Origin of the sequence: Bartonella sp. DGB2 (assembly GCF_046843095.1) — a bacterium.
GTDB lineage: Bacteria > Pseudomonadota > Alphaproteobacteria > Rhizobiales > Rhizobiaceae > Bartonella.
The window spans coordinates 220,760-239,359 of record NZ_CP177325.1; the positions used below are offsets into that span (position 1 = coordinate 220,760).

An 18,600-nucleotide genomic window follows, 5' to 3' on the forward strand; every position below is an offset into this window, starting at 1 on the left:
TGTAACAATTGGTCGTCAAGCGGGGTAGGAGGCATTATTTTGTTTCGTGGTTAAAATGAGGCTTTATTAGCTGGCTGGTCGCATTTGGGCGACCTTTTAAGGGTGCGTTTAGAAAGCATCCCGTATAAGAACGCTTTTCTTTGATAATATCTTCAGGCCGCCCCACGGCTACAATTTCACCACCACCATCACCGCCTTCTGGACCTAAATCAATGATCCAATCGGCGGTTTTTATAACGTCAAGGTTATGTTCAATTACCATTACACTATTGCCTTGATCAACGAGCTCATGCAGAACTTCTAATAATTTGTTCACATCATGGAAATGCAACCCTGTGGTTGGTTCATCGAGAATGTAAAGGGTGCGGCCTGTGGCGCGGCGTGATAATTCCTTTGCCAATTTTACTCTTTGGGCTTCACCGCCTGAAAGGGTGGTTGCTTGTTGTCCAACTTTAATATAGCCAAGCCCTACCTTAACTAAGGTTTCCATTTTGTCGCGAATAGCAGGGACGGCGTGAAAAAAGCTTGCCGCTACTTCTACCGTCATATCTAAAACATCGGCGATTGATTTGTCTTTATATTTGACTTCTAAGGTTTCACGATTATAACGCTTACCTTGGCAGACATCGCATGTTACATAAACATCGGGTAAAAAGTGCATTTCAATTTTAATAACCCCATCGCCTTGACAAGCTTCGCATCGACCACCTTTTACATTAAATGAAAAGCGTCCTGGTAGATAGCCGCGTGTTTTTGCTTCGGGTAGACCAGCGAACCATTCGCGTATGGGAGTAAAGGCGCCTGTGTAAGTTGCAGGGTTAGAACGCGGCGTACGTCCGATGGGCGATTGATCAATATCAATAACCTTATCAAGATGCTCTAGTCCTTCAATCCTCTCATAATCGGCGGGGTGTTCGCGGCTGCCCATTAATTGGCGAGATGCAGCTTTAAAGACAGTTTCGATCAAAAAGGTTGATTTTCCGCCGCCTGAAACACCGGTGACGCAAGTAAAAGTACCAAGAGGGATATGCGTGCTTACATTTTTTAGATTATTGCCCCGCGCTTTAATCACCTTTAGTTGCTTGTCAGCTAAGATAGGGCGGCGATTACTAGGAACCTTAATGGCTCTTTTGCCTGATAAATATTGCCCTGTTAAAGAATGGGGGTGGTTGATAATATCGCGCGGTGTGCCTTGAGCCATTACTTCTCCACCATGGATACCAGCGGCTGGTCCAATATCTACTACATAATCGGCGGTTAGAATGGCATCTTCATCATGTTCCACAACTATGACTGTATTGCCGAGGTCACGTAGATGATGCAAGGTTTCAAGCAAGCGGGCATTATCGCGTTGATGGAGGCCGATGGAAGGCTCGTCCAGTACATAAAGCACTCCAGTAAGTCCAGAGCCAATCTGTGAGGCGAGGCGGATTCGTTGACTTTCTCCACCCGAAAGAGTGCCAGAATTACGCGCTAGAGTGAGATATTCGAGTCCTACATCATTGAGAAACTTTAATCGCTCGCGGATTTCTTTCAAGATACGAGCTGCAATATCACGCTGTTTTTGGGCGAAGGTTTCCTCCAAATGGCTAAACCATTGGTCTGCTTTGGCAATAGACATTTCAGAAACTTGGCCGATATGTAACTTATCAATTTTAACTGCTAGAGCTTCCGGCTTTAAGCGATAGCCATGGCAAGCAGGGCAGGGGCGGGCGGTCATATAGCGTTCAATTTCCTCGCGCCGCCATGCCGAATCTGTTTCCCGCCAAATGCGCTCAAGATAAGCGACCAGCCCTTCATAAGGCTTAGTTGATTGTATACTACGGTTGCCATTATAATAGGTAAAGGGAATGGGCTTTTCTTCTGTTCCATATAGAATAGCCTTTTGCGCTTCTGGCGTAAGGTCCTTCCATGTATTATTCAAATGAAATCCATAAGCTTTACCTAGAGATTCTAATAGTTGCATATAATAAGGGGCAGAGGATTTCGCCCAAGGCAGGATAGCTCCGCTTTTAAGGGGGATAGCCTCAGGAGCGATTAAAGTTTGCGGGTCAATTGCTAATTGGTTACCCAAACCATCGCAAGTGGGACAGGCTCCAAAAGGATTATTAAAGGAAAAAAGCCTTGGTTCAATTTCTGAAATTGTAAAACCCGACACGGGACAGGCAAATTTTTCTGAAAAAAGTAAGCGTTCATGGGTTTCGTTTTTTGATTTATTGGCTCGTCCATCCATTTTTGCTGTAAGGGGTTTATCTGCTAATTCGGCAATGGCTAAGCCATCGCTTAATTTAAGCGCTGTTTCTAAACTATCAGCAAGCCGGCTTGCAATGTCGTCTTGTACGACTAAACGATCAATTACAACATCAATATCGTGTTTATATTTCTTATTAAGCGTTGGTGCGTTGCTAATGTCGCAAAAGACCCCATCAATTTTTACGCGTTGGAAGCCCTTTTTTTGTAATTCTGCTAATTCCTTTTTATATTCGCCTTTGCGTCCACGGATAAGGGGGGCTAGAATATAAATGCGTGTACCTTCCTCTAAATCATGAATACGGTCTACCATTTGACTCACCGTTTGGCTTTCAATTGGTAAACCCGTCGCAGGCGAATAGGGAGTGCCTACCCGCGCAAATAATAAACGCATATAATCATGGATTTCTGTCACTGTTCCCACGGTTGAACGCGGGTTTTTGCTGGTGGTCTTTTGTTCAATAGAAATGGCCGGCGAAAGCCCGTCAATTCGGTCAATATCAGGCTTTTGCATCATTTCCAAAAATTGCCGCGCATAGGCAGAAAGGCTTTCTACATATCGTCTCTGTCCCTCTGCATAAATTGTATCAAAGGCAAGAGATGATTTTCCAGATCCAGAAAGGCCCGTGATAACAATAAGTTTATCCCGCGGTAGATCGAGATTGATGTTTTTAAGATTATGTTCTCGTGCGCCACGTATAGAGATGTATTTTTTTTCCGACATGGAAAGCCTTAAATATAGAACAAAAATTGAACTTCTGCTATAAATAGGGGAGGCCTATAAAAATTGCAATCCTTGATTTTTTTCTTTTTTGCAGAGAAGTCTGTGGATGGTTTTTTTTAATACTCTCTTGTATTATTTTTATGTTAGAATAGGGGAAGAATTTGGTGTGCCTCATGTGATTATTACGGCGAGGTAAGGTGTTGGAGCGGAGTTTAAAATGGCAGGTAGCCTAAATAAAGTAATGTTAATCGGCAACGTGGGGGCGGATCCTGAGATTCGACGTATGGGCTCAGGTGATAGCGTCGCCAATTTGCGCATTGCCACAAGCGAGACATGGCGTGATCGTAACACTGGAGAACGACGGGATAGAACCGAATGGCATTCAGTGGTTATTTTTAATGAAAATTTGGTCAAAGTAGTAGAGCAATATGTTAAAAAGGGGGCGAAGCTTTATATAGAAGGGCAATTACAAACCCGTAAATGGCAAGATCAAACAGGAGCAGATCGCTATACAACTGAGATTGTCTTGCAAAAATTTCGTGGCGAATTGCATATGTTGGATAGTCGTAACGCGGGTGGCGGCGAAGCTTATGGTCGTGGGGGTGTCGATAACCGACAGAATAATGACGACCGTGGCCATGCTACTGCTCCCTTTGATAGTTATAATGCTAATCAGAGCGTTTATAATCAATCTAATGGGGGCAAATCCAATAGGGGCGGTGATTCCTCCCAAGATTTAAACGATGAAATTCCTTTTTAAAGCCATATTTTAGGCTTTAGCATTTTTTCTTTTTCTAGAATCGGGGCCCTCTATGGATAAAACATTATCCCGCAGTTTTATTGTGCTAATTATTTGCCTATCAACAGGCGCTTTAGTCTCTACAGATATATTTTTGCCGGCCCTTGATACAATGGCCGGTTTTTATCATGTAAAGGAAGACGAAATTCAAAAAGCAATTGCTGTCTTTATGTTAGGGCTTTCTTTCTCGCAATTGATTTACGGCCCGCTCAGCGATCGCTTTGGTCGCAAGAACATCTTGCTGGTGGGGCTGTTTATTTGGTTATTTTCAACTGTTGCGGTTATTTATACGACTCATATCAATCAGTTGCTTTTTTTGCGCCTTGTGCAGGGGGTGGGTTCTTGCGCAGGTCTTACTATTAGCCGGGCTATCATAAATGATGTTTTAGAGAAAAAACAAGCTGGGCAATTATATTTGGTTATCTTTCCTTTTGTTGGTATGTCGCCGGCTATTGCACCCATAATTGGAGGTACATTAAGCCATTATTTTGGTTGGCAAGCCTGTTTTGTTTTTCTCACCTTATTTATTCTTCTTACTCTAACTCTATGCTTTACTACTCTAAAAGAAACTTTGCCTGCATCAAAACGTATGGGGCGAGGTTTTTTTAGCACAATTGAGGGAACGATTGCTGTTTTATGTAATCGCAAATTTTTGTTTTATTCCCTTATTCCTTGTTTTGCTTATGGAGTATATTTTTCTTATTTGGTTGAGTCACCGTTTTTATTAACTCGTTTAGGATTGCCTGATTTTTATATCGGCTATACTTATGTTACTTTATCAGCCGCTTATATCTCTGGTAATCTTGTAGCGAAGAGGGTTTCACGCCTGCGTGGTATTGAGGGCACACTTGCTATCGGTTACGCCTTTACCTCTGTAGGTGGCGTTATCTTTATGTTACAGATGTTTTTTAGCCCTTTTGCGCTTCTTACCAGTATTCTATCTATTTCTATTGTCACTTTTGGTAATGGTTTTTTAATGCCACTGGGTACAGCATCGGCTATTGCTGCGCATAGTCATGCTTCAGGCACGGCCTCGGGGGTTATGGGAGCTTTACAATTAGGCGCAGCGGCGTTTGCTACCTTTGTTATTGGTACCCTTACTGGGCATGAACCACATTATGTAGCACTTATTATTCTTACCTATTGTCTTGGCGGTGCTTTTATTTATTTTGTTGGCTATGCTCGTCATTTGCGTGGCATTGAGGCAGAGGTGGGGGAGTAAAGCATTTTAGAAAGTAGATCTTTGTTTAAGAAAGCTATTCCCACACTTGTTGGATTGCTTTAAAAGGTGGATAGTTTTAGAATCAAAGCCCACAGCCGCTTAGCGCGCTTATATTAAAAGGCGCGAAGGGCGGGCCTAAGTGTGGTTGCAAATGAGTGTAGCGATGCATAGCGTAAACGAGATCCGTTCCGCCTTTCTTAATTATTTTCAAAAAAACGGCCATGAGGTTGTGGCTTCAAGCCCGCTTGTTCCACGTAACGACCCGACGCTTATGTTTACTGCTGCTGGTATGGTGCAGTTTAAGAATGTTTTTACTGGAGCAGAACAGCGGCCTTATAAGCGCGCTGTTACAGCGCAACGTTGCGTGCGTGCGGGTGGCAAGCATAATGATCTTGATAATGTGGGTTACACAGCACGCCATTTGACCTTTTTTGAGATGCTTGGCAATTTTTCTTTTGGAGATTATTTTAAAGAAGAAGCAATAAGCCTCGCTTGGAATTTACTCACTAAAGAGTTTGATATACCTCGTGAAAAATTATTGGTGACGGTTTATCATACAGATGAAGTGGCGGCGAATTTATGGCGTAAGATTGCGGGTTTGCCGGATGACAAAATTATTCGCATCGCCAGTAGTGATAATTTTTGGGAAATGGGTGATACGGGGCCTTGCGGGCCGTGTTCGGAAATTTTTTTCGATCATGGCGAGGGCGTTTGGGGCGGCCCTCCTGGTAGCAAAGATGAAGATGGCGACCGTTTCATTGAAATTTGGAACCTTGTTTTCATGCAATATGAGCAGGTAAATAGCGAGGATCGGATAGATTTGCCATGCCCTTCCATTGATACGGGCATGGGTCTTGAACGTCTTACCGCTGTTTTGCAAGGTGTGCATGATAATTATGATATTGACCTTTTTCGCACGCTTATTGCTGCTTCAGAAGAAGCAACGGGCGTGAAAGCAGTGGGTGAGTTTATGGCAAGCCATAGGGTGATAGCCGATCACTTGCGTTCTTCTGCTTTTTTGATTTCTGATGGGGTTTTGCCTTCTAATGAAGGGCGAGGTTATGTCTTGCGTCGTATTATGCGGCGGGCGATGCGTCATGCTGGTTTACTAGGTGTAAAAGAACCACTTTTATGGCGATTACTACCCCCTCTTGTGCGCGAAATGGGCGAGGCTTATCCAGAGTTAGTTCGTGCTCAAGCATTGATTTCAGAAACATTAAAGCTTGAAGAAGTGCGTTTTCGTAAAACGCTTGATCGTGGCCTTTTACTTTTGAATGAGGCAACAGCAAATCTCAAAAAGGGAGATCAGCTTACTGGTCAGGTGGCGTTTAAACTTTATGATACGTATGGTTTTCCTTTAGATCTTACCCAAGATGCTCTACGCCGCCGTGATATCAGTGTTGATGTGGCCGGTTTTGATGTCGCAATGGCAAAACAAAAAGCTGAAGCGCGTGCGCATTGGGCAGGATCAGGCGAAGCTATAACGGAAAGTCTTTGGTTGGACTTGCGGGATAAAGCAGGGCTAAGCGAATTTTTGGGCTATGATACAGAGCAGGCTGAGGGAGTAGTTATCGCTTTTATCCAAGAAGGGAAAGAGGTTGATAAGCTCTATCAAGGTCAAGAGGCGGGACTTGTTGTCAATCAAACGCCATTTTATGCAGAATCAGGCGGGCAAATTGGTGACACCGGATTGATAACGGTGGCAGATAGTCTTTTTGAGGTGCTTGATACGCAAAAAAAGGCCGATGGTGTTATTGTTCATAATGGTGTTTTGAAAAGCGGTCAGTTAAAGTTGGGGGATGCCGTCCATTTGCAGGTGGACGGGGCGCGTCGCCGTAAAATCCGCGCTAATCATTCAGCAACTCATCTACTCCATAAGGCTTTGCGACATGTATTGGGTGATCACGTGGTGCAAAAAGGTTCGCTTGTTTCTGCGGAGCGGTTGCGTTTTGACTTCTCACATCCTCAAGCGATGAGTGCTAAAGAGTTAGAACAGGTTGAAGCTTTGGTTAATCATATGATCAGGCAGAACAGCGCAGTAAAAACGCGTCTCATGGCTGCGGATGAAGCGATTGCGATAGGAGCAATGGCTTTGTTCGGCGAAAAATATGGCGACGAAGTGCGAGTTGTTTCTATGGGTGAGGCCGCAGGAGATCAAGAGAAAAGCACAGGGCTTCGTCCTTGGTCTGTGGAATTATGTGGAGGCATCCATGTACGGCGAACGGGTGATATTGGTATTTTGCGCTTTATTAGCGAAAGCGCTGTGGCTTCAGGTGTGCGCCGAATTGAAGCTTTGACAGGGCAAGCTGCTTATGATTATCTCGTTGCACAAGATCAACAAGTGATAGAGATCAGCCAACTTCTGAAGATCACGCCTCAAAACATCCAATCCCGTTTGCGCAGTCTTTTGGATGAGCGTCGTCGTTTGGAAAAAGAGTTAATTGATTTGCGTAAAAAATTGGCTTTACAAGTCGATGGCATAAAGAGCCCGATCCAAATGGTTGAAACGATTAATACAATTTCATTTACGGGTCGTATTGTAAGCGGTGTCCCGCCGCGGGATCTCAAATCTTTGGTTGATGCAGGCAAAAAGCAACTTGGCTCAGGGATTGTAGCCTTTATCTCTGTAGGAGACGACGATAAGGCTAGCGCTGTGGTGGGGGTGAGTGAGGATCTAACGGCGCAGTGGAGCGCTGTTGATCTTGTTCGTCTTTTGTCTAACACGTTGGGCGGGCAGGGCGGTGGTGGACGTCCCGATATGGCTCAAGCAGGGGGGCCTTATGGAGCTAAGGCCGAAGCAGCGCTTGCCGTTTTGCGTTCTCATCTTAAAGATAGAGAAACGGCTTTATGAGTTTAGATCTAGGCTGCTGCTTCATGTAAAGAAACAACTTTACCTTGTTTGTTGTCTTTTATGGTTTCGTCATTAATAAAGCCACCTGCTTGAAGAAGCGCGGAAAAGCGGCCGCCTTTCGTAGCTAGCTCTTGATAGGCGCCTTGTTCGACAAGGCGTCCTTTTTCCATGAATAAAATCATATCAGCGTGGCGGATAGTAGAAAGCCGGTGAGCGATGATGATGGTTGTTCGATCAGAGCTGATTTTTTTAAGGGAATCTTTTACGCGCAATTCGGTTTCCACATCTAAAGCGCTTGTCGCCTCATCTAAGATAAGGATAGGGGCATTTTTTAAAATGGCTCGGGCAATGGCAAGACGCTGGCGCTCACCTCCAGAGAGTTTATCGCCGCGTTCACCAATATGTGTGTTGTAATGTTGGCTTTTAGCAAGGATAAAGTCGTGGGCTGCAGCCATTTGTGCGGCACTATAAAGTTCTTCATCACCAGATTTTGGGTTTCCAATAGCAATATTTTCACGGATTGTGCGGTTAAAGAGGCCGGCTTCTTGGAAGACAGTCGCTAATGTTTGGCGTAATGAGGTGCGATTAACATTGCGGATATCTTGTCCATCAATCTCAATGCGGCCTGTATGGGGATCAAAAACTCTTTGCAAAAGGTTGATAAGCGTGGTTTTTCCTGCTCCTGTAGGGCCTACAATAGCAACCGTTTGTCCAGGATTAATGGTGAAAGAAATATCATAGACGCCTTGGCTGGAGGTCGAGAATTCATAACTTACATGGTCAAAACGAACTGCGCCTTTTACTGAACCTAATGCGGGGAGCGAGGCATCTTTTTCAGTATTTTTTGTTTCGTCATAGAGGGTAAAAAATTGTTCAAGCTTAGCGTGAGAGGAAGCAGCCATGTGGATAAAGCCACTCAATTGGTCAAGACGTCCAATTAATAATTGTGCAAAGCCAATAAAGGCTACTACTTGGCCTACGCGTATTTCACCTTTGGCTACCAAAAAGGCCCCTAAGAGTAAAACTACCATCATTGAAATGGTTGAAGCCATTCGGTTAAGACCACTCGCTAAGGCCCACCAATTGAGAACAGGGTTTTGGGCTCTGAGAAGATCTGTTGCGTAACGACGCAAGGCATTGGTTTCAGCTTCAATCCTATTATAGCTTTGAACCACTGCAATATTCGAGATAGAATCGTTAATGTGGTCAAATACACAGTGGTGGTGCGTTTCGACTGCAGTTTGCCCATCTTTGGTTCTTTGCATGATCATGTGAGCAATCAAGATGTAAATAAAACCAAGGGTAAGCAAAACAATAGAAAGTCGCCATTCCATAGCGAAAGCGGTGGGAATGAGGATAAGCAACGCAACCATGGTTGCTAAATGTTGTCGCATAAATTCTAGCCACATAGTAGGCATGGTGTCACAAGCGCGTAAAAGCGTATGTAAAATTTGTGATGTACCATGTTTGTGATGCCAGCTGAGGGGCATCTGTATGAGGCGTTCAAAGGCATCAGTCAAAACGCTAAGCCGACAGCGATGAGCTAGGCGGTCTGCACCGCGTGCTACCAAGACGTAAGCCAAAATATTAAAAAGCCCAAAGCCTACCCACCATGCTAAAGTGGTAATAATATTCGCTTTGGCTGCAATAGCATCAATCACCCGCCCAAATAAAACAGGCTCCGCGATAGCAATGATTGCTAAGATAATATTGGCTCCACTGATAGCAAGACTTTGCTTTTTTTCTTGCTTTAGATAAGAAAGAACCCGTAGATTGCTTCGCAAAAAAGACACAGAATGCGCGCTCCAGAATCTTATTAATGTAAGGCCCTAGGACCAGCTATAGATTTAATAAATCTTGGTCTATTAGAAAAACCAATTTTAACGACCAAATGTAACGTAGCGTGATAAGATCAAGATGGCAGCTATCGCTTTTCAAAGTAAAAATGTTCAAAACATGGCTGTGGGCGGGGCATGCTTTATATGCTATGGACAAATAGGCGCGGATAAGCTGCAGGTAGAATAGGAGATAGCGATGGCAGGTGTGGAAGTGAAAAAGGTGGGCAGCGATGAAAATGGTATGCGCCTTGATCGTTGGTTTAAAACCTATTACCCCGGTTTAGGATTTGGACAATTGCAAAAGCTTCTGCGTTCGGGGCAAATCCGTGTTGACGGTGGGCGGGCAAAATCGGATATGCGGCTTCTGATAGGGCAAATGGTACGCGTCCCTCCTTTACCCGTGGATAAAAAAAGCCTTACGCCTCTCACGGGAAAAACGTTGCGCAATCAGAGCGATCATGATGTTTTGCGGCAAATGCTACTTTATGAGGACGCTAAAATTTTGGTGTTTAATAAACCTGCTGGGCTTGCTGTTCAAGGAGGATCGGGAATCGTCCGTCATATGGATGATATGTTGGAAGCTTGGCGCAATAAAAAGGGAGAAAAGCCGCGGTTGGTGCATCGACTTGACCGAGAGACATCGGGCCTTTTATTGGTAGCTCGCACCCGCGGAGCGGCGCAATTTTTAACAGCAGCATTTCGGATGCGTAAAACTGAAAAAACCTATTGGGCCATTGTTCGGGGGGTTCCTAAAAAGCGACAAGATAAAATTTCCACTTGGCTTGTAAAGGAAAAGACTAGCAATGGCGACAAAATACGTGCTTGCCTCCATGGTGAGCCTGATGCTGATCACGCTATCTCACATTATCGGCTTATTGATTCCCGTGCTCGCACGCTCTCATGGTTGGAAATGGAGCCTTATACAGGGCGCACACACCAATTGCGGGTGCATGCTGCCCATATCGGTCATCCTATCATTGGTGATAATAAATATTTTTTTGCTGATAGCAATTGGAGCTTGCCGGGAGGTATGCAAAACCGTTTACATTTACATGCACGGCGGCTGAAAATTCCTGATCCAGCTGGGGGTACCCTAGACTTTGTTGCGCCTCTGCCGCCCCATATGGTGCAAAGTTTCAACCTTTTTTCTTTTGATGAATGCGATGGCGAAGGTAATCAATGAGTGCATCTTTACGTTTGGTTCTTTTTGATTGTGATGGTACACTTGTTGATAGCGCTGCCTTTATTCAGCAATGTATGCATAAAACCTTTATTGAATTTGGTCTTTCTCCGCCGCATGAGGCAGAAACCCGCGCTATTATAGGCTTATCACTTGATCAAGCGATTGCTACTCTTTGTAAGCGGCCGGTAGATGCAGAAATAGCGGCTATGGTTGTGGCGTATAGGCAAGCGTTTTGGGCTTTACGGCAAGGTACTCGCCCTTTAGAGCCTCTTTATGATGGCGTTTCTGCACTTCTTAAAACGCTTTATCAGATGCCCAATATTTTATTAGGCGTGGTGACGGGTAAATCACGGCGGGGGTTGGATGCGATTTGTGCGCAGAACCGTATGGAAAATTTTATCACCATTCGCACTGCCGATGATTGCCCATCAAAACCCCACCCAGCTATGGTAGAGGAATGTTGTCAAGAGGTGGGTGTTAGCGCTAATCAATGTTATGTGGTTGGCGATTCGATTTATGATATGCAAATGGCTAAGGCTGCTTCTGCTAATGCCGTAGGGGTTTCTTGGGGGTATCATAGTTCGTTAGCGCTTAAGGAGGTAGGAGCGGATTTTATCATCAATACACCGCGAGATTTGTGTGTGATTTTGAATAATTCCTTAAGGTAATCAGCAGATAGGCTTGAATATAAATGTATAAGATTTTCGAAATGCTTGAATCCCCCCCCCAGGATAAAGCATCTATTGATGAAATGCCCGTTCAAAAAGTGCAAAAATTAGCGAAGCGTTTCTACAAAGAAGTATGGGTGATAGAGAAAGAGACCGGCTTTTTGCCTTTGCTTGATGGCCATATTATAAAAACCCCTGCTAGAAAGGCATTGACCTTACCCAATGAGGCGCTTGCTCAGACTGTAGCGCAAGAATTTGTTATGCAAGGTGAATATATTAATCCAGTAACTATGCCTATCACTCGGCTTGTTAATACAGTGATTGATCGCCTTGACTCTGATCCGCAGCCGATTTTTGAAGATATTTTGGACATTTTAAGCACTGATATGCTTTTTTATCGTGCCCAGGCGCCGCAAGAATTGCTAGCACGCCAACGTACTTCGTGGGATCCAATTTTAGATTGGGCAAAGAGTCGATATGGAGCGGTTTTTTTTACAGGTAAGGGAATTATGCATATTGAACAGCCTCCAAATGCTATTCAAGCTATGAGAGTTTTGCTTGAGTCTGTAAAATCGCCCTATGCTTTGGCTGCTCTACATATGATGACAACCCTTATGGGCTCTGCTCTTTTGACTTTAGCCACTTATGACGGTGCTATCGCTGGTGATGAGGCTTGGGCTTTAGCTCATCTTGATGAAGATTGGACGATTGAGCACTGGGGTGCTGATGAGGAGGCACTGAGAGTTCGTATTCATAATAAAAAAGAATTCTACGCCGCTCTTCAGGTAATGAACGTAGCCCGTTCTCATTGAAAAAGCGCCCATAAGGGCGCTTTAGAGCTCTTACTATAAAGAGTTGTTTATACAGAATAGTACATATCGAATTCTATAGGATGGGGAGCCATTTCAAAGCGTTTCACTTCTTGCATTTTTAAATCAATAAAAGCACTGATTTGATCATCAGAAAATACATCTCCTGCCGTTAAAAAGGCACGATCCTTATCCAACGCTTCCAACGCTTCTCGCAAGCTGGATGCTACAGTAGGAATGTTTTTTAATTCTTGGGGAGGTAGGTCGTAAAGATCCTTATCCATAGGTTGTCCAGGGTGGCATTTGTTTTTGATGCCATCAATGCCTGCCATTAAAAGGGCTGCAAAGGCGAGATAGGGGTTGGCCGCTGGGTCGGGGAAGCGAAACTCTACGCGTTTAGCATTGGGCGAAGTAGCATAAGGAATACGACACGAGGCAGACCGGTTGCGCGCTGAATAAGCTAATAAAACGGGTGCTTCATACCCTGGCACCAAGCGTTTATACGAGTTGGTGGAGGGGTTGGTAAAGGCATTTAGTGCCCTAGCATGTTTTATAACGCCGCCGATGAAAAACAAACAGGTTTCCGAAAGCCCAGCATATTCATTGCCTGCAAAAATAGGTTTACCCTCTTTCCAGATTGACATATGAACATGCATTCCCGACCCATTATCACCATAGACAGGCTTAGGCATAAAGGTTGCTGTTTTTCCATAGCTATGGGCAACTTGCTGGACAACATATTTGTAGATTTGTAATTTATCGGCTTCACGCACCAAAGTATCAAATCGGATGCCTAATTCGTGCTGGGCGGGAGCGACTTCGTGGTGGTGTTTTTCGACTTGCACACCCATGTCGGTCAAGGCAGTCAACATTTCTGAGCGCATATCATGGCAAGAATCAATGGGAGGTACAGGAAAGTAGCCACCTTTTACGCGGGGTCGGTGAGCAAGATTACCTGTTTCATATTCGCTATCATCATTTTGCGGAAATTCGCTTGAGTCGAGTTTGAAACTGGTATTGTGGGGATCAGTTTTAAACCGCACATCGTCAAAGATAAAGAATTCAGCCTCTGGTCCAATATTGATTGTGTCGCCCACACCGGAAGCCTTTAGATAAGCTTCGGCTTTTTTGGCGGTAGAGCGTGGATCACGCGTGTAGGACTCACCTGAAATCGGCTCTAAGATATCACAAAAAATGACCAACGTTGCTTGCGCAAAGAAAGGGTCAATATGTGCGGTTTCTGGGTCTGGCATCAAAACCATGTCCGATTCATTAATCGCTTTCCAACCAGCAATAGAGGAACCATCAAACATAACGCCATCGGCAAAGCTATCTTCAGTGATCTCGGCGCTATCCATCGTAAGATGCTGTAGCTTACCTCGTGGGTCGCTAAAGCGTAGATCTACAAAGCGAATGTCATTATCTTTGATTTGCCTAAGAATTTCGGTGGCTGTACTCATGATCTCTTTCCTAATAGCTTGCAGTGATTTTTGAAAACTAAATAGCGTCAATACCTGTTTCACCCGTTCGAATACGGATCGCATCTTCAACGGGGAAAATAAAAATTTTTCCGTCGCCAATGCGCCCCGTTTGCGCTGCTTTTTGTATGGCTTCGACAGCTTGTCCAACAACGTCGTCGCAAACCACCAATTCGATTTTTACTTTAGGCAAAAAATCCACCACATACTCCGCCCCGTGGTAAAGAGCTGTATGACCCTTTTGCCGCCCAAAGCCTTTAGCTTCTGTTACAGTGATGCCTTGCAATCCAATCTCTTGAAGGGCTTCTTTAACTTCATCAAGCTTAAAAGGTTTAATAATCGCTTCAATTTTTTTCATCAAAGGCGTCTCGTTCCGCTTTTACAGGATAAAACTATCATAAGCGCAAAGTGCCGTTATTTCCAGACTATAAAATCAAATAATTTATATAAACCATGTGTGGGCTAAAGAAGATTGCTCCGATGGCGTGGAAATGGTTTATTTCACCCTTTCAATTATTTATGAAAGTACTTAATTAGCTTCTTAGTATTGGGGGCTGTAGTTACGCAAAATTGCTTTAAGTTCGGGCTCGCGTACGCGTTCAGCCGCTTGTTTGGGACACACCCATTCATAGATGCGTTGACCATGTTCGGGCCATTTTTTTTCTTGATGCGAGTAAAATACGGGGAAAATATACACATGAATAGGGATATTAAGCGGCGAGGCAACCTCTTTTTTCGTGGTGATATCGGTAGGGGTGAGGGTATAATTATTAACAGCAAAGGGCGAGAGAAGTCCTGGTTCTTTTGCGGTTAATAGGTGTAAATTCGTATGCACTTTTTGACTTAGAGCTAAATCTTCCACTTTGATATAAGAATAGTGCCCAATCGCGGTGGTAGAAACCACGCCGCGTACGCCTGCTTCTTCAAACGATTCTTTTAGTGCACTTTGAGCAAGTGAGCGTCCTGGAATGGGCCAACCTTTAGGTATAATCCAGCGTTTTGTGCCGCGGCTCGTAATAAGAAGTAGATAGGGTTTATTATCTTTATAACGGTAGACTAAGGCGCTCACTTGGATAAGGCGGCCGTCTTTGTTAAACATGTATTTGTTCGTAGCGATCTCTGTTCCATGCATTTTAGGCCTCGCGGGTTTAAATATCATCAAGGTCAGAAAATCTATAGGGCTTCAGAATGGGGTATGATTCTTTAACCATGAAGGAAGCGTTTGTGTCAAAGCATGCCAACTACTTCCAGGAGCCATGCCTTCATGCATAAAGAGACGACGTAAAGGAGGGGTGTGACGCAATAGCTCTAACCCCAAATAGCGAGCCATTTGGGCGCTAAAAAGGTTAGAGAGTAAAGCGCGGTTAAGGAGGTTAACCGCTTGGCTGCGCGTCCAGATATCGGGCTGGCGATAGCGATGATAGGCGCGTAATACATGCTTATCACCAAAATCATGAGTACTTTGCGTAAGGGCTTTAGCAAGATATTGCCCATCCCGTATGCCTAAATTAAGGCCTTGTGCTCCAATAGGTGGTAGGGCGTGGGCGGCTTCTCCTAGCAAAAGGGTGCGATTGGCAGCAAATTTTTTTGCGAGTCCTCCTGATAAGGGCCATGCTTGTGGTGGGGAGGTAAGGGTAATTTTGCCTAAAAGTGAATGCATTTGCATCTCGGTCTCATAGGCTAGCGCTTGCGGGCCGAGGCTCAAAAGTTCTGTTGCCCGTTTGGGATGGGTCACCCAAACAAGACTTGAGTTTTGACCCTTTAAAGGAATTTGAGTGAAAGGCCCGTTTTGGGTATGAAATTCAGTTGAAGTATCTTGATGTGAATGGCTATGTGAAAAGGAAAAGACAATCGCCGTTTGTGGGTAGTTCCATTGGTGAAGCTTAATACCTGCTGCCGCGCGGGCGCGCGAATTTTTACCATCAGCGGCGATAACGAGAGCTGCTTGGTGATGGGTGTCATCATCACAGATGAAATCAACCCGGTCTTCGTGGTGATTAAAGGTGTTTACTTGTGTAGGGTGGTAAGTAATTAAGGGGTGGGCCTTTACTGTTTTTAATAAATTCTGGTTGAGAATATAGTTAGGCAGGTTATAGCCGAAGGCTGTTTCACCAATTTCATGAGCATAAAAAGAGGCGGATGATGCTCGCAAAAGGCGATGCGTATCATCAATCAAGCGCATGGTTTTAAGGGGAGCTGCATAGGCTTTGAGTGTTTTAAAAAGCGCAATATCTTCCAAGGCCTTAATAGATGGCATCATTAAGGCTGTTGTGCGCTGATCGTTTGGGGGTGGTGGACCAAAAAGTGCGCAAGAATAGCCATGTTTAGCTAGTTGTAATGCTGCTAACATGCCTGCTGGACCAGCCCCGATAATGGCAATTGTTGTATTAAGATTTGGCATGGCTTTCAACATGTTTTATCCGCTATAAGAAGCGTGATTTATTAGCTAAATTGGGTTCATAGGCTCATCAAGGATTAATGTTAAAGTTCGTTATGGATATATTTTTTATCTTCCTTTTGTCAATCTTTGATCATTTTTCATAGCGATCTATCATGCTGTATAGCTGGTTGATGATATACTATTATAAGATAATGCTTGTTTTCTTTTTTTGAATCCTCCATAAAACTTTTAAATACATTTGGAAAAGATTCGATCTTTTTAAGAACTTAACCCGTTGGATAAAGCGCTAAAAATATTTTGGCGCTAATAGTATGGATAAAAGTTCGGATCCGGGGTGTCCCCATGACTAGATTGATGGTGAGGTTATGAAAGAAACATTATCTGAGAAAATAAAAAGTGGTAAAGAGCGTTTGCGTGCTAAAAATGTAACTATGCCACAAGCACGGGCTTTTTCGGTTCATCTTTTAACAGCTTCTGGCTCTTTTTTGGCGTTTTTATCATTAGTATCAGCCTCAGAGAAAAACTGGACAAGTATGTTTTGGTGGCTGGGATTAGCTCTTTTGGTCGATGGAATAGATGGGCCGATAGCACGTAAATTAGAGGTCAAATATGTCTTGCCCAATTGGTCGGGTGAGTTATTAGATAATATTATTGACTATGTGACTTATGTGCTTATCCCTGCTTTTGCTCTTTATCAAAGTGGCTTCATGGGCTCTGGCCTTTCCTTTTTATCGGGGGCGCTGATTGTTGTTTCTTCCGCAATTTATTATGCTGATACCGGTATGAAAACCAAAGAGAATTTCTTTAAAGGCTTTCCAGTGGTTTGGAATATGGTAGTTTTCGGCTTGTTTGTTGTGCAACCAGGGCAGACTTGGTCGTTTGGCATTGTGCTGATTTCAGCAATTTTATCTTTTTTGCCTATTAACTATTTGCATCCTGTTCGTGTTGCTCGGTTACGTTGGCTTAATTTGCCTATTTTCTTAGCTTGGTGCGTTCTTGCTGTAATAGCGCTTTTGTATAATGTACATACATCTGATCAGTTGATCACACCTAATTGGGTTAAAATTAGCCTTGTTGTTACGAGTGTGTACATTTATTGGATTGGCGCGGTCATGCAAATTTTTCCAGGGCTTGGTGGTCACGCAAAGGAAGTGCAAGGGGCATAAATAAAGCGCTTCCGATCAAGTTCTATAAAAGGCTTGACGTTCTTTGCTTATTTTGATCATCTTTCTAAGATGCGTGGCATAGAGCATGTAGAACGATAGGGAGGCGGATATGAATGTTAACGAACGTAACGATATTATCTTTGGTGTTGAGGGCGGGATAGGGTTAATCACTCTAACACGGCCCTCGGCTCTTAATGCTCTTACGCATGCTATGGTAAAAGCGATGTATCACCAATTGCAAGTTTGGGAAAATGAGCCAAAGATTCGTGCTGTTTTAGTTGCCGGCGAGGGGCGTGCCTTTTGCGCCGGTGGGGATGTAGTGGCTGCTTACCGGTCTGGTAAAGCTGGTGCACCGCCTTATGAATATTTTCGTGATGAATACAAGCTGAATGCTTGTATTGGGCGTTATAAAAAGCCATATATTTCTTTGCTTGATGGTATTTTTATGGGCGGTGGGGCAGGAATTTCAGTCCATGGCTCACACCGAATCGTTACGGAAAACACGCTGTTTGCTATGCCTGAAGGTGCCATTGGTTTTTTCCCTGATGTGGGAGCTAGTTATTTTCTCAATCGTTTATCTGGCGGTTTTGGCCTTTATCTGGGGCTTATAGGCGCGCGTTTAAGATGGGGAGATTGTGTCCAATCAGGCATCGCTACTCATGCAGTGGCCCATGCCGATATAGCGCAGCTACGGGCGCGACTGATTGCTGGCGAGGCGATTGATTCTCTTTTAGCGCATTTTCAAAAAACTGTTCATTATGAGACGTCCTCTCTTGATCGCGCTGTTATAGCAGCTTGTTTTAAATGCCCTGATCTTGATCAGATTATTAAAAATTTGCATTATGAGCGCGCGCAAGGTCATGCCTTAGCCCAGCATTGCCTTGATGCGATGGCCAAGCAAGCGCCCGTAAGCTTAAAAGTTTTTTGTGCGCAAATGCGTCAAAGCGCTAACCTATCTCTTGAGGAATGCCTAAAAATGGAATATCGCATTGCTTGCCGCTTTTTGCAGGAGCATAATTTTTATGAAGGGGTACGCGCTGTTTTAGTGGACAAAGACAACAAGCCGCAATGGCAACCAGCTACGTGTGAGGCTATTGATGAAGCGCAATTGGTGGCTTATTTTGAGCCGCTTACGCATGAATTGGATTTGGCCTAGGAGTCTGCTCATTTGTGAAACCTATATTATATAATGTTTATAATAACTTATATGG

At 44.0% G+C, this 18,600-nt stretch carries 14 protein-coding genes; 8 read left to right on the forward strand and 6 right to left on the reverse strand.

Annotated features, from left to right (window positions below; all coding sequences use genetic code 11):
- Positions 1–34: 34 nt before the first annotated feature.
- Entirely contained in the window at positions 35–2,974 is a 2,940-nt protein-coding gene (uvrA, locus tag ACK28X_RS01100) for an excinuclease ABC subunit UvrA (RefSeq protein ID WP_412057865.1), read from the reverse strand.
- Between the two features lie 217 nt (positions 2,975–3,191).
- Here uvrA and ssb point away from each other — a divergent pair, with 217 nt between their 5' ends.
- From ssb to alaS, 3 genes are all read left to right on the forward strand, one after another.
- A complete protein-coding gene (ssb, locus tag ACK28X_RS01105) occupies positions 3,192–3,734 on the forward strand; it encodes a single-stranded DNA-binding protein (RefSeq protein WP_412057866.1) in 543 nt (180 codons plus the stop codon).
- Positions 3,735–3,786: 52 nt separating this feature from the next.
- Complete coding sequence (locus ACK28X_RS01110) at positions 3,787–4,995, forward strand: multidrug effflux MFS transporter (RefSeq protein WP_412057867.1); 1,209 nt, start codon at positions 3,787–3,789, stop codon at positions 4,993–4,995.
- Between the two features lie 163 nt (positions 4,996–5,158).
- The gene (gene alaS, locus ACK28X_RS01115) at positions 5,159–7,846 is read left to right on the forward strand and encodes an alanine--tRNA ligase (protein WP_412057868.1); all 2,688 of its coding nucleotides are present in this window, start codon (positions 5,159–5,161) and stop codon (positions 7,844–7,846) included.
- Between the two features lie 8 nt (positions 7,847–7,854).
- On the opposite strand, the gene ACK28X_RS01120 is transcribed toward alaS, so the two are convergent.
- Positions 7,855–9,639: a glucan ABC transporter ATP-binding protein/ permease gene (locus ACK28X_RS01120; RefSeq protein WP_412057869.1), complete on the reverse strand. Its 1,785-nt coding sequence runs from the start codon at positions 9,637–9,639 to the stop codon at positions 7,855–7,857.
- Between the two features lie 241 nt (positions 9,640–9,880).
- Between ACK28X_RS01120 and ACK28X_RS01125 the strand changes: the two genes are divergently transcribed.
- From ACK28X_RS01125 to ACK28X_RS01135, 3 genes are read left to right on the forward strand one after another with little or no spacing between them, the layout of a single operon-like run.
- The gene (locus ACK28X_RS01125) at positions 9,881–10,867 is read left to right on the forward strand and encodes an RluA family pseudouridine synthase (protein WP_412057870.1); all 987 of its coding nucleotides are present in this window, start codon (positions 9,881–9,883) and stop codon (positions 10,865–10,867) included.
- Positions 10,864–11,535 carry an HAD-IA family hydrolase gene (locus ACK28X_RS01130; RefSeq protein ID WP_412057871.1) on the forward strand — a complete coding sequence of 224 codons (672 nt, stop codon included), beginning with the start codon at positions 10,864–10,866 and terminating at the stop codon, positions 11,533–11,535. The genes ACK28X_RS01125 and ACK28X_RS01130 overlap by 4 nt, the downstream gene beginning before the upstream one ends.
- A gap of 41 nt (positions 11,536–11,576) precedes the next feature.
- Positions 11,577–12,347 carry an ATP12 family chaperone protein gene (locus tag ACK28X_RS01135; RefSeq protein ID WP_412057872.1) on the forward strand — a complete coding sequence of 257 codons (771 nt, stop codon included), beginning with the start codon at positions 11,577–11,579 and terminating at the stop codon, positions 12,345–12,347.
- Between the two features lie 47 nt (positions 12,348–12,394).
- On the opposite strand, the gene glnA is transcribed toward ACK28X_RS01135, so the two are convergent.
- The 4 genes from glnA to ACK28X_RS01155 form a co-directional block, all read right to left on the reverse strand.
- A complete protein-coding gene (gene glnA / locus ACK28X_RS01140; protein ID WP_412057873.1) occupies positions 12,395–13,804 on the reverse strand; it encodes a type I glutamate--ammonia ligase in 1,410 nt (469 codons plus the stop codon).
- Between the two features lie 37 nt (positions 13,805–13,841).
- Positions 13,842–14,180, reverse strand: a complete 339-nt coding sequence (locus tag ACK28X_RS01145) for a P-II family nitrogen regulator (RefSeq protein ID WP_412057874.1) — start codon at positions 14,178–14,180, stop codon at positions 13,842–13,844.
- 183 nt (positions 14,181–14,363) lie between these two features.
- On the reverse strand, positions 14,364–14,954 hold the full coding sequence (locus ACK28X_RS01150) for an NUDIX hydrolase (RefSeq protein WP_412058254.1): 591 nt from the start codon (positions 14,952–14,954) through the stop codon (positions 14,364–14,366).
- Positions 14,955–15,005: 51 nt separating this feature from the next.
- Positions 15,006–16,223: a UbiH/UbiF family hydroxylase gene (locus tag ACK28X_RS01155; RefSeq protein WP_412057875.1), complete on the reverse strand. Its 1,218-nt coding sequence runs from the start codon at positions 16,221–16,223 to the stop codon at positions 15,006–15,008.
- A 365-nt stretch (positions 16,224–16,588) separates the two neighbouring features.
- On the opposite strand from ACK28X_RS01155, the gene pcsA reads away from it, so the two are divergent.
- The gene (pcsA, locus tag ACK28X_RS01160; RefSeq protein WP_412057876.1) at positions 16,589–17,389 is read left to right on the forward strand and encodes a phosphatidylcholine synthase; all 801 of its coding nucleotides are present in this window, start codon (positions 16,589–16,591) and stop codon (positions 17,387–17,389) included.
- A 109-nt stretch (positions 17,390–17,498) separates the two neighbouring features.
- A complete protein-coding gene (locus ACK28X_RS01165) occupies positions 17,499–18,545 on the forward strand; it encodes an enoyl-CoA hydratase/isomerase family protein (RefSeq protein WP_412057877.1) in 1,047 nt (348 codons plus the stop codon).
- The last annotated feature ends 55 nt before the right edge of the window (positions 18,546–18,600 follow it).

Excerpts from the sequence above, each read along its gene's own strand:
- ACK28X_RS01155 (WP_412057875.1), bottom strand. The coding sequence starts at position 16,223 with ATGCCAAATCTTAATACAACAATTGCCATTATCGGGGCTGGTCCAGCA.
- alaS (WP_412057868.1), top strand. The coding sequence starts at position 5,159 with ATGCATAGCGTAAACGAGATCCGTTCCGCCTTTCTTAATTATTTTCAA.
- pcsA (WP_412057876.1), top strand. The coding sequence starts at position 16,589 with ATGAAAGAAACATTATCTGAGAAAATAAAAAGTGGTAAAGAGCGTTTG.
- ssb (WP_412057866.1), top strand. The coding sequence starts at position 3,192 with ATGGCAGGTAGCCTAAATAAAGTAATGTTAATCGGCAACGTGGGGGCG.
- ACK28X_RS01145 (WP_412057874.1), bottom strand. The coding sequence starts at position 14,180 with ATGAAAAAAATTGAAGCGATTATTAAACCTTTTAAGCTTGATGAAGTT.
- glnA (WP_412057873.1), bottom strand. The coding sequence starts at position 13,804 with ATGAGTACAGCCACCGAAATTCTTAGGCAAATCAAAGATAATGACATT.
- ACK28X_RS01135 (WP_412057872.1), top strand. The coding sequence starts at position 11,577 with ATGCTTGAATCCCCCCCCCAGGATAAAGCATCTATTGATGAAATGCCC.
- ACK28X_RS01150 (WP_412058254.1), bottom strand. The coding sequence starts at position 14,954 with ATGCATGGAACAGAGATCGCTACGAACAAATACATGTTTAACAAAGAC.
- ACK28X_RS01130 (WP_412057871.1), top strand. The coding sequence starts at position 10,864 with ATGAGTGCATCTTTACGTTTGGTTCTTTTTGATTGTGATGGTACACTT.
- ACK28X_RS01125 (WP_412057870.1), top strand. The coding sequence starts at position 9,881 with ATGGCAGGTGTGGAAGTGAAAAAGGTGGGCAGCGATGAAAATGGTATG.
- uvrA (WP_412057865.1), bottom strand. The coding sequence starts at position 2,974 with ATGTCGGAAAAAAAATACATCTCTATACGTGGCGCACGAGAACATAAT.
- ACK28X_RS01110 (WP_412057867.1), top strand. The coding sequence starts at position 3,787 with ATGGATAAAACATTATCCCGCAGTTTTATTGTGCTAATTATTTGCCTA.
- ACK28X_RS01165 (WP_412057877.1), top strand. The coding sequence starts at position 17,499 with ATGAATGTTAACGAACGTAACGATATTATCTTTGGTGTTGAGGGCGGG.